General features: G+C 52.6%; 28 protein-coding genes. 10 read left to right on the forward strand and 18 right to left on the reverse strand.

Annotated features, from left to right (window positions below):
• Positions 1-87 precede the first annotated feature (87 nt).
• Both G5B47_RS25595 and rpiA read right to left on the reverse strand, forming a co-directional pair.
• Positions 88-849 (reverse strand): GNAT family N-acetyltransferase, encoded by a 762-nt coding sequence (locus G5B47_RS25595; protein ID WP_235957159.1) that lies wholly within the window; start codon positions 847-849, stop codon positions 88-90.
• The gene (rpiA, locus tag G5B47_RS12720; protein ID WP_165098533.1) at positions 846-1,526 is read right to left on the reverse strand and encodes a ribose-5-phosphate isomerase RpiA; all 681 of its coding nucleotides are present in this window, start codon (positions 1,524-1,526) and stop codon (positions 846-848) included. The genes G5B47_RS25595 and rpiA overlap by 4 nt, the downstream gene beginning before the upstream one ends.
• Positions 1,527-1,607: 81 nt before the next feature.
• On the opposite strand from rpiA, the gene G5B47_RS12725 reads away from it, so the two are divergent.
• Entirely contained in the window at positions 1,608-1,805 is a 198-nt protein-coding gene (locus tag G5B47_RS12725) for a hypothetical protein (RefSeq protein WP_165098536.1), read from the forward strand.
• Between the two features lie 5 nt (positions 1,806-1,810).
• On the opposite strand, the gene G5B47_RS12730 is transcribed toward G5B47_RS12725, so the two are convergent.
• Together G5B47_RS12730 and G5B47_RS12735 are read right to left on the reverse strand one after the other, a co-directional pair.
• Positions 1,811-2,293, reverse strand: coding sequence for a GNAT family N-acetyltransferase (locus G5B47_RS12730; protein ID WP_328804528.1), 483 nt, complete (start codon positions 2,291-2,293; stop codon positions 1,811-1,813).
• Between the two features lie 34 nt (positions 2,294-2,327).
• On the reverse strand, positions 2,328-2,897 hold the full coding sequence (locus G5B47_RS12735; protein ID WP_165098539.1) for a macro domain-containing protein: 570 nt from the start codon (positions 2,895-2,897) through the stop codon (positions 2,328-2,330).
• 488 nt (positions 2,898-3,385) lie between these two features.
• On the opposite strand from G5B47_RS12735, the gene fsa reads away from it, so the two are divergent.
• Together fsa and G5B47_RS12745 are read left to right on the forward strand one after the other, a co-directional pair.
• Positions 3,386-4,048, forward strand: a complete 663-nt coding sequence (gene fsa / locus G5B47_RS12740) for a fructose-6-phosphate aldolase (RefSeq protein ID WP_165098542.1) — start codon at positions 3,386-3,388, stop codon at positions 4,046-4,048.
• Between the two features lie 140 nt (positions 4,049-4,188).
• Positions 4,189-4,632: a MarR family winged helix-turn-helix transcriptional regulator gene (locus tag G5B47_RS12745; RefSeq protein WP_165098545.1), complete on the forward strand. Its 444-nt coding sequence runs from the start codon at positions 4,189-4,191 to the stop codon at positions 4,630-4,632.
• On the opposite strand, the gene G5B47_RS12750 is transcribed toward G5B47_RS12745, so the two are convergent.
• The 3 genes from G5B47_RS12750 to G5B47_RS12760 form a co-directional block, all read right to left on the reverse strand.
• Positions 4,629-5,924 carry an MFS transporter gene (locus G5B47_RS12750; protein ID WP_165098548.1) on the reverse strand — a complete coding sequence of 432 codons (1,296 nt, stop codon included), beginning with the start codon at positions 5,922-5,924 and terminating at the stop codon, positions 4,629-4,631. The two genes, G5B47_RS12745 and G5B47_RS12750, sit on opposite strands and share 4 nt — an antisense overlap.
• Before the next feature lie 126 nt (positions 5,925-6,050).
• Complete coding sequence (gene helD, locus G5B47_RS12755; RefSeq protein WP_165098550.1) at positions 6,051-8,399, reverse strand: RNA polymerase recycling motor HelD; 2,349 nt, start codon at positions 8,397-8,399, stop codon at positions 6,051-6,053.
• A 117-nt stretch (positions 8,400-8,516) separates the two neighbouring features.
• A complete protein-coding gene (locus tag G5B47_RS12760; RefSeq protein WP_165098553.1) occupies positions 8,517-9,536 on the reverse strand; it encodes an FUSC family protein in 1,020 nt (339 codons plus the stop codon).
• Positions 9,537-9,710: 174 nt separating this feature from the next.
• On the opposite strand from G5B47_RS12760, the gene G5B47_RS12765 reads away from it, so the two are divergent.
• Complete coding sequence (locus tag G5B47_RS12765) at positions 9,711-10,214, forward strand: hypothetical protein (protein ID WP_165098556.1); 504 nt, start codon at positions 9,711-9,713, stop codon at positions 10,212-10,214.
• A gap of 69 nt (positions 10,215-10,283) precedes the next feature.
• Here the strand turns inward: G5B47_RS12765 and G5B47_RS12770 are convergent, their stop codons facing one another.
• A complete protein-coding gene (locus G5B47_RS12770; protein WP_165098558.1) occupies positions 10,284-10,934 on the reverse strand; it encodes a phosphatase PAP2 family protein in 651 nt (216 codons plus the stop codon).
• Positions 10,935-11,045: 111 nt separating this feature from the next.
• Here G5B47_RS12770 and hfq point away from each other — a divergent pair, with 111 nt between their 5' ends.
• Positions 11,046-11,267 carry an RNA chaperone Hfq gene (gene hfq / locus G5B47_RS12775; protein WP_165098560.1) on the forward strand — a complete coding sequence of 74 codons (222 nt, stop codon included), beginning with the start codon at positions 11,046-11,048 and terminating at the stop codon, positions 11,265-11,267.
• Between the two features lie 84 nt (positions 11,268-11,351).
• Here hfq and G5B47_RS12780 read toward each other — a convergent pair whose 3' ends face one another.
• Positions 11,352-12,458 (reverse strand): lactonase family protein, encoded by a 1,107-nt coding sequence (locus G5B47_RS12780; protein WP_165098562.1) that lies wholly within the window; start codon positions 12,456-12,458, stop codon positions 11,352-11,354.
• A gap of 178 nt (positions 12,459-12,636) precedes the next feature.
• Here G5B47_RS12780 and G5B47_RS12785 point away from each other — a divergent pair, with 178 nt between their 5' ends.
• Positions 12,637-12,975: a hypothetical protein gene (locus tag G5B47_RS12785; RefSeq protein ID WP_165098565.1), complete on the forward strand. Its 339-nt coding sequence runs from the start codon at positions 12,637-12,639 to the stop codon at positions 12,973-12,975.
• A 193-nt stretch (positions 12,976-13,168) separates the two neighbouring features.
• Positions 13,169-14,269 carry a peptidylprolyl isomerase gene (locus G5B47_RS12790; protein ID WP_165098568.1) on the forward strand — a complete coding sequence of 367 codons (1,101 nt, stop codon included), beginning with the start codon at positions 13,169-13,171 and terminating at the stop codon, positions 14,267-14,269.
• Positions 14,270-14,464: 195 nt separating this feature from the next.
• Here the strand turns inward: G5B47_RS12790 and G5B47_RS12795 are convergent, their stop codons facing one another.
• The 8 genes from G5B47_RS12795 to G5B47_RS12830 all read right to left on the reverse strand — a co-directional run bounded on the left by G5B47_RS12795 (position 14,465) and on the right by G5B47_RS12830 (position 22,589).
• Positions 14,465-15,064, reverse strand: a complete 600-nt coding sequence (locus G5B47_RS12795; RefSeq protein WP_165098571.1) for a nitroreductase family protein — start codon at positions 15,062-15,064, stop codon at positions 14,465-14,467.
• A gap of 240 nt (positions 15,065-15,304) precedes the next feature.
• Positions 15,305-16,813, reverse strand: a complete 1,509-nt coding sequence (locus G5B47_RS12800) for a copper amine oxidase N-terminal domain-containing protein (RefSeq protein ID WP_165098573.1) — start codon at positions 16,811-16,813, stop codon at positions 15,305-15,307.
• Positions 16,814-16,904: 91 nt separating this feature from the next.
• The gene (locus G5B47_RS12805; RefSeq protein WP_165098575.1) at positions 16,905-17,573 is read right to left on the reverse strand and encodes a TraX family protein; all 669 of its coding nucleotides are present in this window, start codon (positions 17,571-17,573) and stop codon (positions 16,905-16,907) included.
• A gap of 71 nt (positions 17,574-17,644) precedes the next feature.
• Positions 17,645-18,640, reverse strand: a complete 996-nt coding sequence (locus tag G5B47_RS12810) for an aldose 1-epimerase (protein ID WP_165098577.1) — start codon at positions 18,638-18,640, stop codon at positions 17,645-17,647.
• 71 nt (positions 18,641-18,711) lie between these two features.
• Complete coding sequence (locus G5B47_RS12815; protein WP_165099101.1) at positions 18,712-19,428, reverse strand: MgtC/SapB family protein; 717 nt, start codon at positions 19,426-19,428, stop codon at positions 18,712-18,714.
• 331 nt (positions 19,429-19,759) lie between these two features.
• Positions 19,760-20,554 carry an ABC transporter ATP-binding protein gene (locus G5B47_RS12820; protein ID WP_165098579.1) on the reverse strand — a complete coding sequence of 265 codons (795 nt, stop codon included), beginning with the start codon at positions 20,552-20,554 and terminating at the stop codon, positions 19,760-19,762.
• On the reverse strand, positions 20,541-21,467 hold the full coding sequence (locus G5B47_RS12825) for an ABC transporter permease (protein ID WP_165098581.1): 927 nt from the start codon (positions 21,465-21,467) through the stop codon (positions 20,541-20,543). Before G5B47_RS12825 ends, G5B47_RS12820 begins: the two co-directional genes overlap by 14 nt.
• A 63-nt stretch (positions 21,468-21,530) precedes the next feature.
• Positions 21,531-22,589, reverse strand: coding sequence for an ABC transporter substrate-binding protein (locus tag G5B47_RS12830; RefSeq protein ID WP_165098583.1), 1,059 nt, complete (start codon positions 22,587-22,589; stop codon positions 21,531-21,533).
• Between the two features lie 330 nt (positions 22,590-22,919).
• On the opposite strand from G5B47_RS12830, the gene G5B47_RS12835 reads away from it, so the two are divergent.
• Positions 22,920-23,840, forward strand: a complete 921-nt coding sequence (locus G5B47_RS12835; RefSeq protein ID WP_165098584.1) for a C40 family peptidase — start codon at positions 22,920-22,922, stop codon at positions 23,838-23,840.
• Between the two features lie 44 nt (positions 23,841-23,884).
• On the opposite strand, the gene G5B47_RS12840 is transcribed toward G5B47_RS12835, so the two are convergent.
• The gene (locus G5B47_RS12840; RefSeq protein WP_165098586.1) at positions 23,885-24,325 is read right to left on the reverse strand and encodes a DUF2500 domain-containing protein; all 441 of its coding nucleotides are present in this window, start codon (positions 24,323-24,325) and stop codon (positions 23,885-23,887) included.
• 114 nt (positions 24,326-24,439) lie between these two features.
• Here G5B47_RS12840 and G5B47_RS12845 point away from each other — a divergent pair, with 114 nt between their 5' ends.
• A complete protein-coding gene (locus G5B47_RS12845; protein WP_165098588.1) occupies positions 24,440-24,817 on the forward strand; it encodes a hypothetical protein in 378 nt (125 codons plus the stop codon).
• A gap of 61 nt (positions 24,818-24,878) precedes the next feature.
• Positions 24,879-25,373, forward strand: coding sequence for a cation:proton antiporter regulatory subunit (locus G5B47_RS12850; RefSeq protein WP_165098591.1), 495 nt, complete (start codon positions 24,879-24,881; stop codon positions 25,371-25,373).

A 25,373-nucleotide genomic window follows, 5' to 3' on the forward strand; every position in this document is an offset into this window, starting at 1 on the left:
GTCAAGTTTAAGCCCTGGTGCGCATGAAAAAAGGGACCCCCGGCAAGCCATCCTTGATGACATGCGGGAAGTCCCCTGAAACTTGAATTAGTCCTCTGATTCTTCCACTTCGTATACGCAGCGAAGCTGTTCGATGCCGGAAGGATTCTCTCCCAGCGAGTAGACCATAAAGCCCAGACTCCGGTAAAAATTCGCTGCCGACTCGTCCTCGGTCTCCGCAACGACATAACGGGGCTGGCGTTCGGCCAGCAGCTCCAGTATCATCCCGCGGGCATAGCCTTTTCCGCGGTTCTCAGGAAGCACGGCAATGTGCCGGATATCGATCGAGCCGTCCTCGGTCATTTCAAAGCCGATCAGGCCGACCAGCAGCCCTTCATCCTCCCATCCGTAAAGCTGAAGGGCCGCTTCCTCCTTGTATTCCGCGTGGACGCGCTCAAGCTCGCCGGGATCGGAAATTACCGCATAAGACAGCAGTTCCTCAACATCGGGAGAATCGATTCTGGTTTTAAGATCGGTAAACATTGTATTCATAGTCTCCTTCTTCTCAATATGGCGGCCTGCCGTCAGCAATCGTCCGGCCGCCAAAGGAATCAGCAGGCCGACGGGAATAAAAACGGCCACATTACCGAGCAAATTCACCAGTCTAGCGGTGATTGTCAGCCCGCTTCCCGCCGAAAGATAATACCATACCGTATAAAGCGGGACAAGATTGGCTCTCATCGGAAGATCATGCCTTACGGTCCGACCGAACCCGAAGAACATCCAGTAGAGCAGACAGGCCGAGTAGATCAGCAGACATAGAATGGCCCATCTCCTTATCTGGCGTATTCGCGTATTGTGCCGTTTCAAGGTTTGGTTTTGCCGCTGATCACTTCAAGGCTTCCGTCGTTTTTCCCCACGATCGCCATATCCGCTATCCCGAGGAACAGGCCGTGCTCTACAACGCCCGGAATGGAATGAAGCGCCAGCGCAAGTTCGGGAGCTGATGTGATGATTTCAAACCGGCAATCCGCTATGTAATTTCCGTTGTCGCTCTTATATAAGTTTGCCCCGTCCCGGCGCAGCTCGGGAACGCAGCCGAGCTTGGCCAAATCGGCGACTGTCCATTCCCAGGCAAACGGTACGATTTCCACCGGCAGCGGGAACTTGCCCAGCGTATTGACTACTTTGGTCTCATCGGCGATTACGATCATCCGGTCGCTGCCTTTGGCGACAATCTTCTCACGGAGCAGGGCTCCGCCGCCGCCTTTGATAAGCTGAAGATCGCCGTCCAGCTCGTCCGCTCCGTCGATCGTCACGTCCAAACGGTCAATCTCCCCGAACGATACGAGCGGAATCCCCAATTCCTTCGCCTGCTGCTCTGAAGCTCTTGAGGTTGCGACCGCTGTAATGTTCAGGCCTTCGGCAACCCGTTCGCCGAGCTTGCGGATCGCCCAATAGGCCGTGGAGCCCGTCCCGAGACCAACCTTCATCCCTTCTTGTACATATTCAACCGCCGCTTCCGCCGCCAACTGCTTCGCGTTCATTTGGTTACACCCCTATTTGCCGTTATAATAGTCTGGTATTCAGTATTGCCTAACTTCATTTCTTTCAGGAGGATCTTATGCATGAGAACCGAAAATCAGATCAAATCCAAAATCAATGAGATGACCCTCCAGCGCAGGTCTCTGGAATCGCGCCTTGCCCCTTTAGCCCAAGACGACCCGGGACGCCAGGCTCTTGCCGCGCAGCTGACCCGGCTGGACGATATGATCCTCATGCTGGAATGGGTGCTGAACGAGCCGGTCGGCAAATATCATGCCTGACGCCCTCAGTCCAGGCTTTTGCCGAAGCAGAGACATTCCGGATTATCCGCATAAACGCCGAACCTGTCAATCGGGCGGTAGCCGTGCTTCATATAGAGCGCTATCGCTTCCGGCTGCTTCCCTCCCGTCTCCAGCCTCATCTCCTTGAAGCCGCGACCGCGCGCCTGGTCCTCCAGATACTTCAGCATACCTGAAGCTATGCCCATCTTGCGGGTGCCCCGGTCCACGAAGAACCGTTTCAGTTCGGCCGCAGGCTGCTCGTTACTGTCCGGCGTTAACGGACGGATTCCTCCGCAGCCGAGCGCTTCTCCATTGTGGCGGGCGATAACAAAGATGATTTTGCGCACGTCGGGATGATCGAAGTCAACTCCGTAAATCCGTTCCTGCGGATAGCGTTCCATAAGCTCCTCATCCAGCATGGCAATCAGGCGCCGCAGATCGGGATTGCCGGAATCCACAATCACATATTCCACATCGGTATGGCTCACTTTCCTCTTCCACTCCTCCAAGGGGGCTTCACCGTCATTCGGCTGCAGATTTCCCTATATTCTTCAGCGCTTCCTGATACAACCCTGCGTTATCGTCCTCATAACAGATAAAGTCGATTCTTTCCGGAGGGCCATCTTCTCCCTCCAGAGCATGGATATATTCCGCAACCGCATTCAACGCGACGCTGCATGCGAGCGGCTTCGGAAATCCGTAAATGCCCGTCGAGATGTTTGGAAAAGCGACGCTTCGGGCGCCTATCGACGCTGCCAACGCCAGGCTGCTCTTATAGCATTTGGCGAGCGTGTCGGCTTCGCCGGCTGACCCGCCTTTCCAAATCGGCCCCACCGTATGAATGACGGCCTGGAACGGCAGATTTCCGGCTCCTGTAGCCACCGCTTCGCCCGGAAGGCAGCCGCCCTGCTTGCTGCGAATGAGCGCGCACTCTTCGGCAATTTGGGGTCCCCCTGCACGATGGATCGCTCCGTCAACGCCTCCGCCGCCAAACAGTCCGGAATTGGCGGCGTTCACGATGCAGTCGCCGTTCCATGCTGTAATGTCACCCTGCTCCGCAGAGATCACGGTCCGATTCAGTATGACCTTCATGCCCCTATCTCCTCTCTGACTCTATCCGTTCCGCTCCAGGACCGCCGTCCTTTCACCTTTATGATCTGTATTATGGGCGTAAGCCTGATACAGCAGGCTGCCTCAGGAGGCAAGAACCGTCATCCTGAACTGGACACAATCTATCGCATGCTCCCGCCTTGTTACAGAAATCGACATACCGCATTTAATCTTATCACGGGCAGGCCTTGCCGAAAATGCCCTTTATGTCAATCGTCCGATTATTTTCTCATTGATTGCGATTCTCTTCAATTGGAGTCACCTGCCCGTCGCATTTATTTATCTATTCATACCCGGACATGGATGCGGCCAATCCGCTTTAAAGAAGAATCAAAATGAAAGCGATAACCTAAATATAATAGTTATTTTGAGATAATCAAAATAACAGTTGAATCTTTTATCACAATGACCCATAATGTAGGTATCCCTAAGCTTTAAAATTATCTGGAAACCAGAGGAGGATAAGGAAAATGAAATTTTTCTTGGACACCGGTAATATTGAAGAAATAAAGCGGATTACCCGCCTTGGTTTGGTGGACGGGGTAACGACGAATCCGTCGCTGATCGCCAAGGAAGGCAGACTTTTTAAAGATGTGATCAAGGAAATCGTCGAAATCGTTCCCGGGCCTGTCAGCGCCGAAGTCATCGGTCTGAAAGCCGCGGAAATGCTGGAAGAAGCTTACGAAATCGCGGAATGGGGCTCTAATGTCGTCATCAAGCTGCCCATGACCGAAGACGGTCTGGAAGCCTGCTATGAGCTGACGAAGAAAGGCATCAAGACGAACGTCACCCTGATTTTCTCCGCTGCCCAAGGTCTCATGGCCGCCAAGGCCGGCGCCACCTTCATCAGCCCGTTCGTCGGACGTCTGGACGACATCGGCGTGGACGGCATGAAGCTGATCACAGACCTGAAGACGATCCTTTCCAACTACGGCCTTAAATCGGAAATCATCGCCGCCAGCATTCGGAATATCGCCCACGTGGAGCAGGCTGCCATCGCCGGAGCGCATATTGCTACGATTCCAGGCTCCCTGCTGCCGTCGCTGTGGAAGCACCCGCTGACCGACAACGGAATTGAGCGTTTCCTCAAGGACTGGGAGAAGGTTCCTCAGGCTGTCAAGCAGCCGCAATAAACCTGGTGCTTTCAATGAAACAAGCTCTTGCCCGGCCGCCGGGCAAGAGCTTGTTTGTTTTACCTTTTACGCTTACTTGTATTCTGGAAATAATTATCCTACCATGTAAATGTACATACAATACGCAAAGGAGACCCATAATGACCCTGCCCAATCTGCAGCACTCTCCAGGCTTTTTGCTCGGTTCCGCATACCGGCGGATTTCGATCCTTTTTTCCCGCGCCCTGAAGCCATTCGATATCACTCCGGAACAGTGGACGGTCCTCTATACGATTGCATGCCGTGACAACATCAACCAGAAGGCGGTTGCCGCTTCCGTGGACAAGGATCAGCCAACCACCGCCCGGATCGTCGAGCTGCTGGGCAAGAAGGGCTTGATCACGAAGACGGTCTCGGATAACGACCGGAGAGCCTATCTGCTGAACGCCACCCCCGAGGGGAAAGCGCTGATCGGCGCCACCCGCTCTCTTGAGCAGCAGAATCTCGATTCCGCACTTGCAGGCCTGACCCCATCCCAGGTTGAAGAGCTTCGCTTGGTCCTGCGGACCATCTGCCGCAATACCGGCAATATTTATGAAGACTAGACCGGCGACCTGCCTCTGCGACCGAATGCTCCGTCCCGTTCGGATGGTTCCGGTTTGTAACGGGATAAGGCTTCCCCTTTCTTCTCCCCCCGCTGCCCTTCGCTCGGCTTGATGCCAAACAGGGTCAAGAGTCCTCCCAGAGCGCCTGCCGCCGCCATTGTAACGAACAGCGTCCAGTGACCTGCATTCATGAGCAGGGATACGGCCGGCGGACCGAGCGCCACCCCGATAAACCGCATACTGCTGTACAGGGAGGTGATCGTGCCGCGGTTCTCTTTTTCAATCCCTTCGGTTATTAATGCATCCAGACAAGGCAGGGCGGCGCCTATGCCGATCCCCCCAAGGCTCAGAAATCCGACCATAAAATAGATTCCGCTATGGAATCCGGTAATAATCATGGATGCCGTAAGCAGCGCCATTCCCGCGAAACCTAACCATTTCATGCGCTTTTTATTTTCCCCGATCATTTTTCCGGCTCCGAACGAAGACAGGCAGAGCAGCGCGAGCGGTATGGCGAGCACCAGGCCTTTCAGCCAGCCATGCATATGATACTCCGATTCAAGCGTCTCCGACAGGTAGAACAGGACGCCGAACGTAACGAACATGCAGATGCAGCCAATGGCGAATATCGAGTACAGCCAGCGTCCCTTTTCACGCAGCACATCCCGGATTCCCTGAAGAAACTGCCGTACTGTCGGTGGCTTATGCTCTTTTTTCTTCGGACTCTTGACAAGGAACACAACCAATAAAAATGAAATCAGACACAAGGCCGGAATGGAAATAAACGGCAGGTACCACAGCAGCGTTCCCAAATAAGCGCCGAGAATAGGGCTGATCACCTTGCCGAAGGTGTTGGAGGTCTCGATCAGGCCCAGACTTCTGCTGACTTCCTCTTCATCCCTGAACATGTCGCCGACCAAAGGCAGAACGATGGGAAAAGCGCCCGCTGCCCCGATTCCCTGCAAAAAACGCCCGGCAAGAATCACCCAATAAGCGGTGATTCCACCCATCAGCCACGCCGCGGCAGCCGAAACTCCCCCTCCCAGAGCCGCGACGATCAGGCTGGGAAGAATTACGGCTTTGCGTCCGAAACGGTCGGAGAGATATCCGGCAACGGGAATCATTACAATCGCGACGACGCCGTATACCGTAATGATCATACTGACCTGAAAGGAGCTGACGGCCAGCTTTCGGGAAATTTGAGGAAGCACCGGGAGGAGCATGGAATTTCCAAGCGTCATGATAAAAGGAATGGATGCCAGGGCCAGCAGATCCCTTTTTTTATCTTTCATGTGCGGACCACCTTTGTTCTTCGTTCACAACATCCTTTAGTGTGGTTGGTTCCCCACCGATTATTCATATACAACAAAAAGCCGCCCCGAAAGGTCGGTAGCGGCTTTAAATTCGCTTATTCGCTTTTATTGGACGCGGCTGCCGGTGTCCACCGATTGCACGGGAATGAACCGGCTCGGCTCGCCGAGGCAATAAATATGCAGCACATGCATCGCTCTCGTGCAAGCGGTATAGAACAGCTTCCGTTCGCTTTCCCTTCCATAATTCTTCGATGATCCATCATAGATGATAACCGCGTCGAATTCAACGCCTTTGGCCAGATATGCTGGCAGAACTAGCGTCCCCTTCTGGAAATTCGGCGTCTCCTTGGTCACAAGCTGCACATCTAGCTTATCCTTGAGACCGTCGTATACCCTTGAGCTTTCCCCGGCCGTCTTACAGATAACCGCAACATAGTGATAGCCGCGCGAATGCAGGTTCAGAATATCTTCTTCCACTCTGGACAAAAGCTCCTCGCTTCCGGACACCTCGCGAACCAGTGGCTCTTCCCCTCTTCGGTTAAACGGAACGATCCGCTCGCCGCCGGGAACCATGGACCGCGTAAACTCGACAATCTCGTAAGTCGAGCGGTAGCTCCGGGTCAGCGATACGACTTCCGTATTCTCTTTCCCGTAGATGCTCACAAGTCCCGCCAATTCGCCGAGTGCCTCACCCTGAGCGTAAATAGCCTGGTTGAGATCGCCGAGCACGGTCATTTTGGCCCGCGGGAACAACCGGCGGAGAAACTCGAGCTGGAACGGCGAATAATCCTGCACTTCATCCACGAATACATAACGAATCGAAGTGTTCGTATGAAAGCCCTGGCTGAGCTCCTTCAAATACAGGAACGGCGTGGCATCCTCATAGGCAAGCTCTCCGCCGGCAAGGGAATTCAGCGTCTGAACGCTGACACCGTCCCAGCCCTCGGGCAGCGCCGCCCCTTCGTTAAGGCTTTCCAGCAGCTCTCTGTCGCGGAACAGGCGGGAATAGAGTCCGTTGGCGTCGACAAAGCGGCCGCGTTTGACCCAGCCCCGCAACGGCTTGAGCCGCTGGCTGACTATGTAGCGGGCGAGCATTTCCTTCTCGGTGTCAAAATCATCGAACGTCTCCTCCTTACCCCGCTGCTTGCGCCGCATCGCCTGATATGCGCGGTGATACTCGCTGGAGTCCAGCAGGTCGATCTGGTCTTCCACCCAGTCCGAATTCCGTTCCCCTTGGCTGAATTGGGCGATTTTCTTCAGCAGCCAGCTGGTCATAAGGTCGATCCGGTTCGCCAGCCTGATGGATGGGTCGTATTCGTAAAATTTCCGTTCCATTTCTTCCTTGCCTACGATAGCGCGCCCCTGGAACATCAAAGGCTTGAAGAGCATTCCTTCGGATTCCAGCCTGGTTGCATAACGGCGGATGGCATCGAGAAATGCGACCGACGATTTGTAGGCAATGCCTTCCTTTCTGGCATCCGCCTCAGGGCCATCAGGACTGCCCAGCAGCGATTCCGTCTGGCTGAATACATCCTCAAGCTGGAATTCCTGGCCTAGGCGGTGCTCCAGATACATCTGGAAGGTTGTCTGCTGCATGTTGTCTTCTCCGAGCTCGGGAAGCACGGTAGACACGTAGCTGTTGAACAGCGGATTGGGTGAGAACAGAAGCACCTGATCAGCCTGCAGATTGTCCCGGTACTTGTACAGCAGGTAGGCGACGCGCTGAAGCGCCGCGGACGTCTTCCCGCTTCCGGCCGCCCCCTGAACGACGAGCATCCGGCTGCGGTCGTTGCGGATAATCGCGTTCTGCTCCTTCTGAATGGTAGCTACGATGCTCTTCATCCGGTCGTCCGCGCTGTGGCTTAGCACCTGCTGAAGCAATTCGTCGCCGATCGTGACGCCCGTGTCGAACATCACCTCGATGGTTCCATTGTCGATGACAAACTGCCGCTTCAGACTCATGTCCCCGCTCACCGTGCCTGCCGGCGTTTCAAAGGCTGCGGGACCGGGCGCCCCGTCATAATACAAGCTGGAAATCGGAGCCCGCCAGTCATAAATAAGAAAAGTGCCGTTGTCCTCCATCAGCGAGCCGATGCCCAGATAGATGCGTTCAGTTTCACCGTCCGGAGCTTCCGTGAAATCAATGCGACCGAAATATGGGGATACCACAAGCTTTTTATATTTTTTCAGCGCTTTGCTGGATTGCAAATGATGGCGTTCCCGCTCGGACAATACCTGTGCCTGCTGCCGCAGACTGGTGGAGGTTTCGCCGAGATCGTCGGGACTGCTGAAGTTCACGGTTACCTCTTCCCAAAAATCCTTGCGGAGCTCCACCACATCGCTGCGATGAAGCCCAAGCTCTTCGGAAAGCGCCCGGATATGGCCTTTGAGGAGCCCGGTAATGCGGTCGACACGAAGCTGCTCTTCTTTCCATTCCTGTTCATTGATCGACATTGAGATTCATCCCCTTTTTATAGGTTGATCATCACAACCAATTTACAAAATACAAGCGATCCGGTTCCCCTTGGGAGCCGGATTTTATGAAAATATAAAGATTTATAATCCGGGCACTTAATCTTCCGAAGCGCGGTTAATCTGGTCAGCGACCCTGTCAAGGCGTTCTAGCTGATAACCGTAATCATAAATCGCTCCGGCGACGACGGCAAGCCTTAGGCGGTTGTCGTTTCCTTGCCTGTCATGAACGACAGAATCCAGGAAGCTGTCATTGTCATCGCCCAGCGGCTTCGTCTCCGACATCCCCGGTTTAATCTTATCCTGAAACTTCAGTAAAATATGCTCATGATATTTGATCAGCTTCTCCAAATGGCGGTCGAACATGACATCGGTCTCTTCGCTCGGCTCGGCCTGAAAATAATGCCGGTCCACCGCGTCTAGTACTTCAAAGCCCTTTTGCAGGGAGGAGAGCAAATTCTTATACACTACCATCTGCCGGGTCTGGCTGTACTTCGGCTTGCGCAGCTGCTTCTGTTCTTCTTCGAACAGGGCGTATTTGTCCGCGAGCGAACGGATCGAGCCCTCAAGCGTATTCTTCTCGTCCCGGAACACGCTTTCTTTCATTTCATGAGAAACGGCCGTGCGCATCAGCAGGGAGAGGCTGTTAAAGACGCGTTCAATCTGGTTGATGTACTGCTTCCGCGGCTTCGGGGGGATAACCAGAATGTTAATTACAAAAGCCGACACGATCCCCGTCATCAGCATCAGAAACCGTGTAAGCGCAAACTGCCACTCTCCCGAGCCTTCCATCACGGAAATAACGGTAACCAGCGTCAGTCCGATCGTATCCGAACGGTTCATTTTCATGCTGAGCATAATGACCAGGATGCAGACGATGCCAATGGCAATGGGCTGGTTGGACAGCAGCATCCCGCCAAGCAGCGCAATGACCGCTCCGGCCGTACTGGTCTGAACCTGGTCCAGAAAATGCCGCCACGACCTGTAGATGGACGGCTGCATGGCAAATATGGCCGCAATTCCCGCCCCTGTGGGAGAGGGGAACTTCAGCAGCGTGGCCAGATATAGGGCAAGCGTTACCGCCAGCCCCGTCTTAAGTACGCGGGCGCCAAAATTCACGGCCCATCCCTCCTTTTGTTACTTGTAACGGCTTGTTCATACCTGATTTTATTATATTACCCAAGAGGCCGAGCGGCGAAATTTAACGGGAATTAAGCCTTTTTTCAGCGTTCTTTCAGGTTTCTGGCAATACTGGATACTGCAGTTCATTATTAAGGAAATGAGGTGAACCTATTGAGCGCATGGAACAAAAAAATGCTGACGCTGTCCGCAGCCCTTCTGTTGGTCCTGACTTTTGGCGCTTCCGCAATTGGCGCTGAGGGAGCCGAAAACGCCCCGGACAACGGCCGGACCGCCGATTCCCCATCCCATCCCGTCTCCGATAATGGAGAACATAAAGCCAAACGGCACGGCAAAGGGCATTTCATCTTCACGGAAAGCGCGAAGCTGTTCGGCATGGACTGCTCGGCTCTAGCTGAAAGCCTGAAATCCGGCAAAAGCCTGGCCGATATCGCCAAGGAGAAAAAAGGCTGGACGGAAGAGCAGTATGTCCAGAAGCTTGCGGAGGCTGCCGGCAGCCGTATAGACAAGGGCGTAGCTGAAGGACGCTTCACGCAGGAGCAGGCCAGACAGCTCAAGTCCGGTCTGCCGGCCATGCTGAAAGCAAAAGTCACCGAGAAGGGGCCGTTCACCGGACATCATCACCCGCATCGGAAACCGGCCGATCAGAACGGATAACCGTTCCCGCTAGTAATACCGCAGCTGGGCACCTCATAGGTGTCCGGCTTTTTTCACGGGGAGCGAGGGCTAGCCCTTGCGCTTCTTCTCCAGGAAGGAACGGAGCGCCTCAAACAGAACGATGGACAGCATCAGCCACGCGCAGCTGGCGGCGTATCCGCCGATCACATCGCTCGGATAATGCACGCCAAGATAGATCCGGCTCCAGCCGATGGCGGCGGTGAGGATAAAACAAACGGCGACCAGCAGGACCCGGGCCTCTCCGGTGCGAATATGGCGCCACAGCAAAAAGGTAAGCGCACCGTACACCGTAAAGGCGGCCATCGAATGGCCGCTTGGGAAGCTGAAGCCAGCTTCTTCAATAATCCGGTGAATGTTCGGCCGCTCCCTGTGGAACCAGTTCTTGAGTATGGAGTTCAAGATATGAGATGTCACACCCGCCCATAGAAAAAACAGCAGCTCCAGCCGGTGTTTTAGAAACAGAAACAGGGCAGCCATAATGACAAGGGAGAGCGTAATCACGATTTTTGACGATCCGACCAGCGATAATGCTTTGGCCAAAGAGGTAAGCGCCGGGGACTCGGAAGATTGAACGAAATGTATGATCCTGTTGTCAAACCACGCTGTTCGGTTATACGCGACCTGAACGGCAATCAGCCCGAAAATCACCATAAACAGAAGAAAAAGCTTGAAACCTCTGGACCAGTGCCTGGCAATCATTCTCTTTTCCTCCTTATGAGCATCCGACGGACAAGGTCTGTTTCCAGAGGGAACCTTTTCCATGCTATACTTTGTTAGTAGTCAATTATAAAAAGATGGAGTGCTGCCAAAGTGGAAATCCAAAAGCTTCAGGAACGTATGCTTAGTCAATTTGTTCAGACCAAGGTTCCGCTGACGATCTTTACGACCAATGGAGTGAAAATCCAGGGCATTATGACCTCGTATGACGCCTACACGATCACTTTGCAGGGTCAGAACGACGGCAAACAAAGCGTATTGTTCAAGTCCGCCGTATCCACAATCGTGCCGCTAAGGCCAGTATCTCTCCGTTAAGCATCAGCAGCACATGCAGGAAACGCCGGACCGCACAGACCGGCGTTTTTGGCGTTTCGTTATTGTTGCCCCCGCTTCATCACTTTAAGCTTTTAAGTACACCGGCTTGACGCATACAGGCTTTGGTACCTGCGCTTCGTGTCCGGTAAAGGTCAACTTTCCGCTGGCGCTGTCCCTTGCAAAGACCACCAGATTATTGGAGTCCCGGTTGGCGGCAATCAAATAATCTCCGCCCGGCGTAAGCGCAAAATGTCGCGGATGTCCGCCGTGAGTGGACGTGTGCTCTACCAAGGTCAGTCTGGCTGTCGCCGGATCGACCGCGTAGACGACAATGCTGTCATGTCCGCGATTTGATCCGTACAGGTAACGTCCGTCTGGAGACAGCGCGATTTCCGCACAGGTATTCTCTTCGGTATAGTCTTCCGGGAGCGTAGGAACGGTAACAACGGGGCTCAGAGTACCCGCTGCGGCATCATATGTAAACGAAGTAATGGTGGAGTCCACTTCGTTAATGACATACGCGGAACGTCCGTCCGGGTGGAATGCGAAATGACGCGGGCCTGCCCCCGGGTGAAGCGGCGTGTCTCCGTGCAGCTCCAGCGTTTCTTTTTCCGCATTAATACGGTATGCCCGGATGACATCAATCCCCAGATCGCAGACAAACAGGAACCGTTCATCGGGACTAAACGTCGCCGAATGCGGGTGAGGACGGTCCTGACGTTCAGGGTGGGCGCCCCGGCCCGAATGAACCGCGAAATCGGTTAGACGCACGGTCTTTCCTTCCGCGTCAAGGGAGACGAGTCCGATTTGTCCACCGTGATAGCTGGCGACCACCAGGAACTTGCTGCCCGAGTCTCTCGCAATATGGCAGGTAGTCGTGGCAATTGCGCCTTCGGCAAGCATCGTCTCCGTCCGGCTGATCTCCGATAATGCACCGGATTCACGTTCCACGGAGTAGGCTATTACTTCGCCTTCCTTGACGCCATGCCCATTGACCTTCTCGCCGATGGAATACAGGCGGAGCCTCTGCTCGTCCACATTAATAAATGTCGGATTGGCAACTCCCTTCACTCCGCTGAGCAAGGTTAGAGCGCCCCCCTGTTCCGGCTCAAACTGCAATACATGAATACCATTTACATCGGCTCCCGAATACGAACCTACATATAGAAAAAGCTTGGACGGTTGATTCATACTAATAATTCCTCCTTTGGTCTCTCTTCGCTTTTTATAATTTACATTTTTTCATCGGCTATGACAAATCCCAAAACACCGAGAACTGCATTATTTTAAAAATAAGCTTTTCAAGTATGGCTGGCCATGATATAATGTAAGCGCTAACACAGAAGAATATGAATAAGGGGGAACAGGAATGAACAGCATTCTACTGGAAGCCAGAAATGTATATGAGGACTTCGAGGTGGAAACGGACGTTCTGTTCTTTAAGGTTGGAGACCACGACCTGGTCATCTTTCACGGCAGAAACTACAATATTAAAAAGAGAATGACTGCCGAGCAATTGAATCGTCTGTTAAAATCCTCAAGCTATTATCATGTGCAGGGCGGCGTTTACGTCAATCTGAACAAAATCAGCTCCATCGAGGATGATTGCATCTATTTCGGTGAAAAAGGCGAGTACGCCAAGCGGGTACGCATTCCGAGAAGAAAGCAAGAGCATATCCGCCAGCTGATCCGCAGCCGGATCTCTTAAGCAGGATTCAAGCATTGGCGTAAAAGCCGGAGAACGACGGGCGACCGTGTTTTCCGGCTTTTTCCGTTTATTAAGGCATACTTAAAAAGAATATCTGTTTTTTTATGCTTTCTTAAGGTTTGATCCCTGGAATTCTGGTAAAGTTGGTAGAGAGAAAAGGCAACGCCTATAAATGAAGGGAGTCATTGCTACAATGGATGAAAAGAATTTGGACCAGAGCAAGCACCAGGAGAACCCTGCGGCGGCGGAACAAGCTGCTGTGGACAACACAAATCCGGAAATCCCGGTAATGGACAAGATCGGCGAACCGCCCGCAGGGGCCCCCTCTTCCTCCAAGGGAAGCAAAGGCTGGATGATCGCTTCGATCATACTGGCGGCAGCGCTTATTATTGTGTTGATTAAACCGCCTTTCCAGAAGGCTGATGGCAATGCCGCCGTAGCGACGGTTAACGGCCAAGATATTACGAAGAACGAGCTGTATGACAAGCTGGTGCAGGCTGGCGGGGAATCGACGCTGCAATCCATGATCACCCAGGAGCTTGTCGATCAAGAAGCCAAGAAAGCGAACATTACGGTCACCGATGCCGACATCAATGCAGAGATTGAAGATCTCAAGAAGCAGTTCGGCGGCGAAGACGGACTGAACTCCGCTCTTTCCCAAAGCGGCATGACCATGGACGATCTGAAGAAGCAATTGCCGCTTCAGGTAGAAATCCGCAAGCTGCTTGAGCCTAAAGTCAAGGTTACCGACGACGAAATCAAAAAATATTTTGATGAAAATAAAGCCTCTATAGGTTCGGAAGAAGAAGTCCGCGCTTCCCATATCCTCGTGAAGACGAAAGAGGAAGCCGATGCGATCGTCAAGCAGTTGAAATCCGGCGGAGACTTCGCGGCTTTGGCCAAAGAGAAGTCCGGTGACACCGGCTCCAAGGACAAGGGCGGCGATCTTGGATTCTTCAAGCGCGGCGACATGGTAGCCGCCTTCTCCGACGCGGCTTTCAAGCTGAAGGTCGGCGAAACGAGTGAACCGGTCAAGAGCGAATATGGCTACCATATCATCAAAGTAACGGATCATAAAGATGCTGTAACCCCAACACTTGAGAACTCGAAGGAAGAAATCCGCAAGACACTGGTTTCCCAGAAAGTTTCCGAAATGTCCTCGACATGGATGCAGACTCTGACTTCCGGAGCGAAGATCACGAACACGCTGACCGACGCCAAGAAGGCGGAAGCTTCTGCAGCGCCAGGAGCCTCCGCAGCGCCTGAAGCAAGCCCAAGCGCCGCTGCACAATAATCAATTCTAAAAAAGGACAAGCGACAACCGTCGTTTGTCCTTTTTTGCGTTAGTGCCACTAATAATCATCATGTCGCGGAAGCTGCTTAATCAATGCTTCTCTTTCCTGATCTTCTTGTCGTGATTCTCTCCCCACTCTTTGGCCTGCGCGGTGGCGATCGAAATCGCCCGCGAATCGGACGAGATGAATCAGCCTTATTTAAATACTTTAACGCGGTTCTCGACCGGTTCGAATTCCTTCTCACCCGGAGCGGTGACAATCCCGCCGAAAGGCATCTGTGCGATCAGCTTCCACTCGGCCGGCAGTCCCCAGTTCGACTTCACTTCATCGTCGATCAGCGGATTGTAGTGCTGAAGGGAAGCGCCGACGCCGGCTTCCGCCAGTGCGGTCCATACGACGTGCTGGAGCATGCCGGAAGACTGATTGGACCAGATCGGGAAATTATCGGCATACAGTGCGAAATTCTCTTGGAGGTGCTTAATAACGGCTTGATCTTCGAAGAAGAGAACCGTGCCTGCTCCCGCTTTGAAAGCGGCCATTTTCTGCGCTGTGCCTTCGAATTGTTCGGAGGGCACAATTTTTCGAAGCGTCCCGGAAGTGATGTCCCACAGCTTATCATGCTGTTCACCGAAAAGCACGACAGCTCTGGAGCTTTGCGAGTTAAATGAAGTCGGGCTGTGCAGGATGGCCTGCTCTACAATTTCCTGTACCTGCTCCAAGGACACCGGAAGTTCCTTGCTGATTGCATAGACGGAGCGTCTTTTTTTCACCGCATCGAAATAACTATTTGACATATAATATAACCTCCATTTTGTTAGGTTCTTACTTTTTTATATCTTAAAACATTTTCTCAGAAATTTCAACCGCTCCGTTTAAAAATTTTATTGACCGTTATTATTTTACCCGCTCCAGCCCTATTTATTGTTGTTTACCCAAAGCAGAGTATGGGAAAGCATGCGTAAGCACGTAAAAGCCCGGCCGCTTTAACGCTGTTGGCGTCAATTAGCGGCCGGGCTTCATTCCGGCGATAATGATTAATCGCGTGTAATATAGATCAAGCCTTCATCGTCCACTTTCACTTTGGCGTGAAGCGCTTCGGCTACGAACCGCAGCGGTACATAGCCTCTGCCGTACTTGTCAAAGAAGACCGGCTGGGGCAGCTTCACATTCACGCCGTCGATGACGGCATTAGCCGAACCCGGCTTCAGAACAATTGTAGTGCCATAAACATCGTCAATGACCGTAAGCTTCTTGGAGGCCGCATCCCATTTCACCTGGGCATCGAGTTGTAGAGCCAGGTACCGAAGGGGAATCATCGTCGTCTTCCCTTTAACTACGGTGTCGTATAATTCGGGCTCGACCACTGCCGACTTCTTGGTAATGCCAAGATCATTCTTGAGCACACCGTAAACCGTAGAATTGGCGTCAAATTGGCTCAGCACGGAGCCAGGTGTAAGATTAATTTCGGTAACGTTGAGAGCACCGTCTACGCTGATCGGATCGGCCTTAACCGCACCGTTGATGTTCCAAATCTGCGTTTCTGATTTGAAGGAAATACTCCGAATTGGTATGCTTCCGTCATTTGGCAGCGCCACGTTTAGACTCAGGTTCTGCTTGCGCACATGTAACGAGCTATCCACGAACAAGTCCAGTTGAAGCTTGGTATCCTTGCTCAGTACAGTTTTGATTTCCGGTGTCGATTGGTACAGCTTATCGAGTTCTTTGTCATATACGAGCAGCGCCGCATCGACGGCGAGCTTGGCCGCGTCATGCAGAACCGGAACGACATCGGCCTTGTTATCCAGCGGAATGTCGGAAAGACCGTACTGCTCCAGCAAAGCCTGCGCCGGTTCCTGCTTCAGCAGCGGCAGCAAGTAATCGTACAAGCCGTCGATCAGCTTGGTGAAGCCCTCGGTATCCTTGGAGATCGATTTCAAAAAGGCTTTGAGTAGTGCCGGGAGCTCATCCCCTGTCACTTCGGCATGAAGCTTCATTAGATTAAGCGTCTCGCCATACACAGCTTCATTAACCGGAGTCACGCTGATGGCGGAAGGGTTCGGAAGGTTATTGACCACGAACTGGCTCACCAGCTTGCCTACGCTTTCGGCCTTGTCCTTATCGAGCCCAACCTGCGACAGCACTTCATCGTAACCTTGAAGCGGGAAGTAGAACGGCTTCTTGGCTCCTTCCACATTCAAGGCAAGCACCGTTTTGTTCATGTAGAAAGTGAACGGTATCGCTGCCTGCTTAAAGCCCAGCGTCCCTGCCGCGGAAATGTCCCCGTTGTCCTGGACCTTCAGATGGCTTACATTCAAGGATAAAGAATTGATAAGATCGATGGTCTTCTGATCCTCCGCGCTGATCCCCGCAGCCGGAACGGCATTCAGAGAGAACGATACGCTTTCCTCAGCCGATTTTACATCAAGATTGCCGAGCAGCGCCTTGTTTACATCATAACCGTTTACGGCCTGACATCCCGCAAGCACCAGCAGCAGCGCCAAGATAGGAAGCAGCCATTTTGCTCTTTTTTTAACTCGGTTCATTGAATCCCTCTTCTCTCCTGTATTGGCGATAACAAAACCTATTATCTCAGGAAAGGGATATTCTGTAAACGAAGATTCTTCGAAAGACGCTTCACAGAGAGACCAGGCTTAACCATTCAATCTCGGGTAAATATCCGTAATGTAACATTCGTATGGTGGCAAGAACCGCAAGATGCCCAGGGTAAAAAGACCACCAGATCCATCTCGGAACCTGACGCTTCCTCAATCGTTCCCACAGCTCAGGGCCATAGGCGACTACCAAAGTGGGCAGCAGACTCAGCATTTGAACGGTCCAGCCGTAATAGAACAAATAGACCGTATTCAGCGCCAAATGAGCAATCACCAGCCCGTAGGACCGGAGATAGCGGAAAATAAGCACCAGCAGCAGCCCGTACGCATTGTAGTCAAGCGGTAGAACGTCCATGATCCACAAAGCCGGAATAACAACCACGACGCTCAGCCATAGCTTGGGGAGCTTGTCCAACGCAATCAGCACCAGCTCGGATAGCAGCAGCGTGAAGACGACATTCAGCCCTCCCGGATTGAGAGCCAGATTGTAGGGAATTTGCGCAATCAGGGCAATGGCAAACAGACGCAGCAAATAACGGACCTTGGAAGAAGTATGGAAATGCCCCTGAACAAGCGCGTAGCAATAAATAGGGAACGCAATCCTCCCGATATACCTCCATTCCATATCCCGGGGAAAAAAGATATACCCGATATGATCGATCAGCATCGTGAGCATGGCAATGAGCTGCATGTCGGTCCTCCTGTTTCATCTTCCGAATATCCGTACAAGCAGACACTCGAACCGCTCTTTAATGTTGTTTTCTATAATCCTTTTACGTAAAATCTCGCCGTTTCTTCCCAAAACTCGCCGGGCTTCAGGCTGAACAAGCCGATTTCATCTCCCGGCAGGTCCATATTCGGCGCATTTACCAGGTTGATCTGGGGCTCTGGGCAGAAAAAGCCTTCTGTTGCTCCGTTGTTCCAAATCATCCATTGCTTGTAGGAAGTGCCCGCATCGTAGACCAGCGTCACGCCAAGCTTTGTATCGGTAAGCTCCATGCGGTTTCTTCCGTTTTGCGGCACGGCTGTATAATGATTGTCGAGAGGAGCGAAGAACGGATTTACCCCTTCCTCTCTGAGTTTGACCTCTTCCGGCCCGAGGGGCTGGTAATTTCCTGTCGGCAGCATCCGCTCACTTAGCTCCCAGCGCTTGCCGATCGTTATTTTTACCCGGTAATCGCTTGCTGAGCTCTCCGGCGCAAACGGAGCGTTAACGGCCGTATGGAAGGCCAGCAGACAGGGCATGACTGCCTTCCCGTCGTTATGGATCAGCACCTGCTGGGACAGTCCCGCTTCCGACAGGCCGTATCGCAGCTTGACAGTATATTCAAAGGGATAATATTTATAGGATGGATGATTCTCGTCCACTTTAATGGCGACGGTCACATAGCTTTCGTGCTTGCCACTCCCGAAGTCTTCCACCTGCCAGGCCACCGTATGCAAAAAACCGTGCAGATGATTCCCGGTCGCCGCTTCGTTCACCGGCAGCTGATAGACTTGTCCGTTCCACGGAAATTTGCCGTCTTCATACCGGTTCGGAGGGAATAGCACGGGAATGCCGTATACTCCGGGGCTTTGCTTAAACGCCTCGATTCCGTCTTCTCCCGGTTCGCGCAGGAAGCGGAAGCCCTTCTTGGTATCGCGAAAAGCGATCAAATTTCCGCCGGTTTCCGGAAGCACCGCCGCCTCGTAACGTCCGGCCTTCAGCCATACTGCCGCCTCTCCCTCAAATTGCCCTTCATATGCCAGGATCTCCATGGTTTCGGCCAATCCTCCTCTGAATGTAACTGTTTTCACCAGGATAGCTTATCATAAATCGGAGCCCGGCACTATAATTGCTCCACTTCGACGTTCGTAATATTCTCAATCCCTTTAAGATCATAATAGATTTCCGTTGCGAAATCGCGGTGGGAAGCGGACAGAACCATATCAATCATTTGTCTTCCGTCCTCCAGGTCCTTGATTTTCATTCGACGGATGATGCGTTCGTGGAATTTTCGTTTGCGTTCACCTTTGGTCCGGCATGTCCCGTTCTCGATTTTCCGGATAACTTCCGGCATGCCCTCCATATCCGCCATAACAATCTTGACGGATACGTCATGATTGTTCAGCTTCTGGGGTCCGATCGCCCGAATAAGCCATGGTACCACGTTGACCGCAAAAATAAGCAGCACGACGGCGATTGCGGCTTCGATATAGAATCCGGCCCCCACCGCGATGCCGATCCCCGACGCCGTCCAGATCAGCGCCGCCGAGGTCAGGCCCGAGATAGCATCACCGCCTCTTCGCAGGATAACACCCGCACCCAGGAAACCGATGCCGCTTACGATTTGTGCCGCAAGACGCATCGGGTCCATATTGGGATGTTCGGGACCGGAGAATTTGTCAAAGGCCCGGATCGATACGATCGTCACAAGGCAGCTGGCGATACTGATAACCATACTGGTCCGGATTCCCAGCGGTTTCTGCTTCAACTGGCGGTCTATGCCGATGAACAGCCCGAACAGCATGGCTATAAGCAGCTTGATCATAGCTTCGAAATGCATGTGCATTGTTTTCACTCCCTTCAAGCAATAAGATGTATGATGACAGACAGTTAATTTGCATTCATATTGTAAATTAAATAGCCCCACTCGCGTGGAGCTTTACGTAGCTCTTTTTCGGCGCAGCATCCCGCTTTATATTATATGCACTGCCGTTTCCGTCGAGACTTCCCATTTTAGCCAGGCAATAATTCCTTAACTAATACCCACACAGCAAAAAATGAATCGGCGCACGGTTCAACCCTTCCGCAAAAAAGGCCGGCAAGTCCGTCCGGTTTCGGACATCCTGCCGAGCCTCAAATAGTATTCGCTGTGACGATAACGAGGATTGCGATTAGCCGAGCACGATCCGGTCATCGGCCAGCTTGTGGCCGCTGATTCTCTCGAACTCTCCAAGTAGGCGCTCCACCGTCAGATCCTTCTTGCGGCTCTCGTCGATATCCAGTATAATCTGGCCCTTGTCCATCATAATAAGCCGGTTACCCAGCCGGATGGCCTGCTCCATGTTATGGGTTACCATCAAGGTGGTCAGCTTCATTTCGCGAACGATGGATTCGGTCAGCCGGGTAATCAGCTCCGCTCTTGCCGGATCGAGCGCAGCCGTATGCTCATCCAGAAGCAGGATTTGCGGCTTCGTGAACGTAGCCATGAGCAGACTGAGGGCCTGCCTTTCTCCACCGGACAAAAGCCCCACCTTGGCTCGCAGGCGCTTCTCAAGGCCAATGCCAAGCCGCGCAAGCTCCTCCCGGAACATTGCCCGCTTTGCAGCCGAAACGCCGATGGACAGTCCTCTGCGCTTGCCTCGCTTGTACGCCATCGCCAGATTCTCTTCGATCGTCATACGCGGCGATGTGCCGGCCATCGGGTCCTGAAAGACCCGGCCGATCCAATGGCTGCGCCGGTGCTCGGGAAGTTGACTGATCGGGCTTCCTTCAATGAGAACCTCGCCGAGATCGGGCTTCATCACGCCGGAAATAATATTCATCAGCGTTGATTTTCCGGCCCCGTTGCTGCCGATGATGGTGACGAAATCCCCGGGCTGAAGCTCCAGATCAATGCCGAGCAGTGCAATCTTCTCATCCGGCGTTCCCGGGTTGAACAGCTTGGATACGTTATCAAGCTTTAACATTCGCCGCGCCTCCTTTCTTGTCTTTCAGCGCCTGCTCGACCAGTTCGGCCGTACGTTTGCGAGCGCTGTTTTTGTGCTTGAGGAAGCGCTGAAGAGACGGAAACACAAGCGCGATGATGACGATAATCGCCGTAATCAATTTCAGGTCGGAGGCGTCAAGCCATTCGACCCTCAGTGCCAGGGCGACAACGATCCGGTACACGATCGAGCCGAGCACAACCGCGAGGGTCGCGCGAAACACGCTGCCGGACCCGAAAATCGCTTCCCCGATAATGACGGAAGCCAGACCGATGACGATCATTCCGATGCCCATCGAGGAATCGGCATTGGCCTGATATTGGGTGATGAACGCACCGGATAGCGCCACCAGCCCGTTGGACAGACTGATGCCAAGTATCGTCGTGGTGTCCGTATTCACTCCGAAGCTGCGGATCATTCGCGAATTGTCCCCTGTCGCCCGCAGCGCGAGTCCCATATCGGTCCGGAAAAACAAATCGATCAGCAGCTTGACCGCGATCATAACGACCGGCATAACATACAGAGGATCAATCGAAGATAATAGCGTCGTCTCCCCCATTATTGAAACATTGGGCTTGCCCAAAATCCGCAGGTTGATCGAATAAAGTGCGATCATCATAAGAATCCCCGACAACAGCCCGTTAATTTTCCCTTTAGTATGGAGCAGGCCGGTGCACACCCCGGCAATAAGTCCGCCGGCAAGCGCTGCGACCGTAGCCAGCCACGGCGAATAGCCGTGAGTAATCATAACGGCGGCAATGGCGCCCCCAGTCGTAAAGCTTCCATCCACAGTCAAATCCGGAAAGTCCAGAATCCGGAACGTTACATAAACTCCCAAAGCCAAAAAAGCGTAAAGCAAACCGAGCTCTACCGCCCCTAACATGGATTGCCACATGATGTCTTGCCTCCCCTTCAAACGGCAAGGGGCGCCTCTTAAGGATCGCCCCTGGTCAAAACTTTATTGAATAATGCTGTTGGCTTGATCGGCCACTTCTTTCTTCATAGCGTCGGTTACTTCAATGCCTTGAGCGGCGGCGGCCTTCATGTTCAGGATAACATCCAGCTTCTGCTGAACGGTTACCGGAAGATCACCGATTTTCTTGCCGTTCTTTAGCACTTCCACAGCCATCTGTCCGACTTGATAACCGTGATCGAAGTATTTGAAGCCCACTGTGGCAAAAGCGCCTTTCTCAACCGTATCGCGGTCGCTTGAGAAGAATGGCAGCTTGTTCTCGTTAGCTACCTGGATAATCGAGTCCACCCCGCTGACAACCGAGTTGTCAAGAGTGATGTACAGCGCGTCGGCTCGTCCAATCAAAGATTCGGCAGCCTGCTTCACTTCGGACGTGTTCGTTATCGGCGCTTTGACGAGCTCGATTCCATGCTTGTCCAGCGCGGCCTTGGCCTTGTCCGCCATTACGACAGCGTTCGGCTCGCCTTCATTGATAATAAGCCCGAGCTTCTTCACCTTAGGAAATTGAGCGGCAATGAAGTCCATCAGCTTGGTAATCGCCTCCGGATTCGTATCGGATGCCCCCGATACATTTCCGCCCGGATGTTCCAGATTGGATACCACTTTTGCGTCAATCGGGTCCGTTACAGCCGCGAACAGGATCGGCGTTGCGTTCTTGATTGCCTGCACCAGCGCCTGAGCGGGCGGCGTTGCGATTCCGATAACCAGATCATTGTCTTCGGACGCGATTTTTTGGGCGATGGACAGATTGTTTGCCTGATCCGCCTGTGCATTCTCAAAGTCAACGGTTAGATTCTGTCCTTCGACTATACCCGCGTCTTTCAGCGCGGCGATAATGCCGTCGTACGTCGCATCCAGCGACGGATGCTCTACATACTGCGATACCGCGATCTTGTAAGTCTTGGCGTCCGTGCTTCCCGCTCCCGCAGTGCCGCCCGGTGAAGCCGCCCCGCCGTTTCCTGCCGAGTTATTGCTGCTTCCGCATCCTGCAGCTGCAAGCATAAGACTTAAACTAAGCCCCAGCCAGATTTTCTTTTTCTTCATCTCTAAATCCCCTCTTCTCATAATTGTTTCAGCGCGTGCATCGAACCGCGCACCGCAGCATTATTGCTTTTATCAATAAAAGCAATAAAGCGAACGTGTGGCGGCGTTAGCCTCGATACCAGCATTCTATGAACCTATATTATAGGTCAGGTTCTATTTCCGTCAATCTGAAAAATAACAAGTACCGCCGGCCAGAATTGACTGGACTGTTTTTCAACGGCAGATTTGAATCCCTTTCTTTACAGCCATTTCCTTTTGGTAAGGATACACATAACAAGGAGGATCACTGAGCATACTGAATCTACAACTTTTGAATATGGAGCGTGTGTAATGGAAACGAATCAAAAAAAGCTGCTGCTCTTAAGCTCTGTGCTTTCAGCCGCCGTCCTTGCTTCGGCCTGCGGAGCGGCCAATAATGCCGGCCAGCCCCGAGTCAACACTGTCAAACCGTCCGTTCAGTCTGGAGGATATGTCGAGAAGCTGCCTTTTACCGACTCTTCGGGCAAAACGTGGATTCCCCTTGAACCTGCGGTAAAATCATTAGGCTATCGAATGGAAGAGAAACCTGCGGACGGCGGATATGCCAAAATCGGTTACAGCGACGTCATGTACAAAGTGCGTCCGGGCTCTCCAAAGGCCTTCTCCCTCGGCAAAAGCTGCACGCTGCCGGAAGCGCCGATGCGGCGAGACGGAAAAATCTATATTACACCGGCTTCGCTGTCGAAACTGGTTCAATCGAAGGTCAGTTGGAACCCCGGAAACGGCGAAATTTCCATTGACACTCCGAGAGAAGGGAATGAGGATGATCAGCAAAGTGCAACCTCGCCGGGCAAGCTTATTCGCATTCAAAGCCTATCCTCGGATCAAGCCGACGAGCTGATTTCCTACGCCAAAAAATATCTGGGCGTTCCTTATGACTTCGGAGCAGCGCCATATGAGGAATCGAAGAAATTCGACTGTTCCTCCTTTACCCGCCATGTCTTTAAGAAGTTTGGCGTCGATTTGCCGAGACTAGCGAAAGATCAGGACAATATCGGCAGATCTGTCAGCCGGGATGAGCTTCAGTCCGGAGATCTTATTTTCTTCACGGTTCCCGGCCGCTTCGAAAGCGACGCCATTCCCGGCCATGTGGGCATTTATATCGGGGATGGAGAATTCATCCATACCTGGGGCGCTCCCGGCGTACAAATCAGCAAGCTGGACAACGGATATTGGAAAAACGTCATTCTGCATATGCGGCGCGTCCTGTAGGGCGCGCTTTTTCCCGCTTTAACCTCTATCTTTGCCCCGATACCCTAATGCTCAGCGTTTCCTGACGCCCGATCCCCCGCCCTTTTGAAGCCTTTGAATCTTGTGCCTTGATAAGTCAGCTCTCCCCGGTCTCCTTCAACCATCAATCCGTAACTTTGGTCAGGCACTTCAAGTTCAATCCGGGCGCCATTCTGAAGCTCATAAGTAACGTAGTAATTGGTGCTGGCGCTTGTGTCGCCCGAGCCCCCATAGACCTTGAACCGCTTGGCGACGACAGTGCAAGGAGCAGTTACCAACTCACTGGCATTGTTAGCGCTCCACTGCTTAATCCCTTTGAATAGGCTGTACAGAATAGCGGAGAGAATACCAACGGCGACAACTGCGAAAATAATGATAAAAATCCGGAAGAAAGCCGGCGTATCCTGCCAGAACAATTCCAATCCGCTTGGCGGCTCTGCCGGAAATTGACTGCTCCATAGTTTCATTTTCTGCTCCCCCGTTCTATTGTTTAATTCGATCCCTTTTGCGTGCTGCCATTTGGCTCCATGGTGAAGGCTATGTTATGATTTTAACACTAGATCGGCGAAGGAGGTGCCCAATTGTCTCTATATATTGATCGAAATGCGCGCAGCGGGCTAATTCGGCTCGTTTTGGCGCTCCTCCTTGCGCTGGTTCTGCCGGCATCAGCTACCTTTGATTGGCACAGCCCCTTGGCTCAAGACAGTGCTGCAAAAGGCATCGAAAAGCAGGCTCACCATTTTGCCTCTACATCCGCACGCCAGCATCCGAAGCCGCATATTCCCGGCACATTGCCCCTTTTGCCTGTTGAACAGGACTCTCAAACCGGCCCGAATCCCGGTCTTGTACCTTTACGTTCCGCGTTATTTTATCCGATCATATATAATCTGTTGAAGCGCCTGCTCCTGAATCCGCTTAAATTCACCTCGAATTATGTGGTTTACTTTTCCGAAAGATGAAGATATAGGCATAGAACACTGCAAAAATTTCGATTTTTACTCATTGGAGGCTGTAATCATTATGAATTTCAGAGAATGCGATCTGCCCGGAATCGGGAAAAAGTTTGTTCTAAAGACACGCAGCGGCGACAAGCTCGCTATTATTGTACATGATGACGGACGGCGTGAGCTGTATCATTTCGAATACGACGATCCGGACCAAAGCATTTCCATGGTCACACTTGACGATGACGAAGCCAGATATATATCGGCGATCATCGGCGGTGTAACCTATAAGCCAAGGTCGCTGGAATCCATTGAGGTGGCACTGGACGACCTGATTATCGAATGGTACCGGATCGAACCGGGGTATGAATGTATCGGCCGCACGATTGGCGAGCTCGACATCCGCGCCCGTTCCGGAGTTACCATTATTGCTGTCATTGAAAAAAACCACACCAAGCATCTCAGCCCCGGGCCCGAGCTTGAACTGACGCCGGACAGCATCGTCGTTGCCGCAGGAGAGCGGGAGCAGCATAAACAATTCAGGCAGATTTTGCGGAATGGATGTGGTTGA

Origin of the sequence: Paenibacillus apii (assembly GCF_011043685.1) — a bacterium.
Classification (GTDB): Bacteria; Bacillota; Bacilli; order Paenibacillales; family Paenibacillaceae; genus Paenibacillus_AQ; species Paenibacillus_AQ sabinae.

Excerpts from the sequence above, each read along its gene's own strand:
- rpiA (WP_165098533.1), bottom strand. The coding sequence starts at position 1,526 with ATGAACGCGAAGCAGTTGGCGGCGGAAGCGGCGGTTGAATATGTACAA.
- G5B47_RS12725 (WP_165098536.1), top strand. The coding sequence starts at position 1,608 with ATGAGAACCGAAAATCAGATCAAATCCAAAATCAATGAGATGACCCTC.
- G5B47_RS12735 (WP_165098539.1), bottom strand. The coding sequence starts at position 2,897 with ATGAAGGTCATACTGAATCGGACCGTGATCTCTGCGGAGCAGGGTGAC.
- fsa (WP_165098542.1), top strand. The coding sequence starts at position 3,386 with ATGAAATTTTTCTTGGACACCGGTAATATTGAAGAAATAAAGCGGATT.
- G5B47_RS12745 (WP_165098545.1), top strand. The coding sequence starts at position 4,189 with ATGACCCTGCCCAATCTGCAGCACTCTCCAGGCTTTTTGCTCGGTTCC.
- G5B47_RS12750 (WP_165098548.1), bottom strand. The coding sequence starts at position 5,924 with ATGAAAGATAAAAAAAGGGATCTGCTGGCCCTGGCATCCATTCCTTTT.
- helD (WP_165098550.1), bottom strand. The coding sequence starts at position 8,399 with ATGTCGATCAATGAACAGGAATGGAAAGAAGAGCAGCTTCGTGTCGAC.
- G5B47_RS12770 (WP_165098558.1), bottom strand. The coding sequence starts at position 10,934 with ATGATTGCCAGGCACTGGTCCAGAGGTTTCAAGCTTTTTCTTCTGTTT.
- G5B47_RS12780 (WP_165098562.1), bottom strand. The coding sequence starts at position 12,458 with ATGAATCAACCGTCCAAGCTTTTTCTATATGTAGGTTCGTATTCGGGA.
- G5B47_RS12785 (WP_165098565.1), top strand. The coding sequence starts at position 12,637 with ATGAACAGCATTCTACTGGAAGCCAGAAATGTATATGAGGACTTCGAG.
- G5B47_RS12790 (WP_165098568.1), top strand. The coding sequence starts at position 13,169 with ATGGATGAAAAGAATTTGGACCAGAGCAAGCACCAGGAGAACCCTGCG.
- G5B47_RS12795 (WP_165098571.1), bottom strand. The coding sequence starts at position 15,064 with ATGTCAAATAGTTATTTCGATGCGGTGAAAAAAAGACGCTCCGTCTAT.
- G5B47_RS12800 (WP_165098573.1), bottom strand. The coding sequence starts at position 16,813 with ATGAACCGAGTTAAAAAAAGAGCAAAATGGCTGCTTCCTATCTTGGCG.
- G5B47_RS12805 (WP_165098575.1), bottom strand. The coding sequence starts at position 17,573 with ATGCAGCTCATTGCCATGCTCACGATGCTGATCGATCATATCGGGTAT.
- G5B47_RS12810 (WP_165098577.1), bottom strand. The coding sequence starts at position 18,640 with ATGGAGATCCTGGCATATGAAGGGCAATTTGAGGGAGAGGCGGCAGTA.
- G5B47_RS12815 (WP_165099101.1), bottom strand. The coding sequence starts at position 19,428 with ATGCATTTCGAAGCTATGATCAAGCTGCTTATAGCCATGCTGTTCGGG.
- G5B47_RS12820 (WP_165098579.1), bottom strand. The coding sequence starts at position 20,554 with ATGTTAAAGCTTGATAACGTATCCAAGCTGTTCAACCCGGGAACGCCG.
- G5B47_RS12825 (WP_165098581.1), bottom strand. The coding sequence starts at position 21,467 with ATGTGGCAATCCATGTTAGGGGCGGTAGAGCTCGGTTTGCTTTACGCT.
- G5B47_RS12830 (WP_165098583.1), bottom strand. The coding sequence starts at position 22,589 with ATGAAGAAAAAGAAAATCTGGCTGGGGCTTAGTTTAAGTCTTATGCTT.
- G5B47_RS12835 (WP_165098584.1), top strand. The coding sequence starts at position 22,920 with ATGGAAACGAATCAAAAAAAGCTGCTGCTCTTAAGCTCTGTGCTTTCA.
- G5B47_RS12840 (WP_165098586.1), bottom strand. The coding sequence starts at position 24,325 with ATGAAACTATGGAGCAGTCAATTTCCGGCAGAGCCGCCAAGCGGATTG.
- G5B47_RS12850 (WP_165098591.1), top strand. The coding sequence starts at position 24,879 with ATGAATTTCAGAGAATGCGATCTGCCCGGAATCGGGAAAAAGTTTGTT.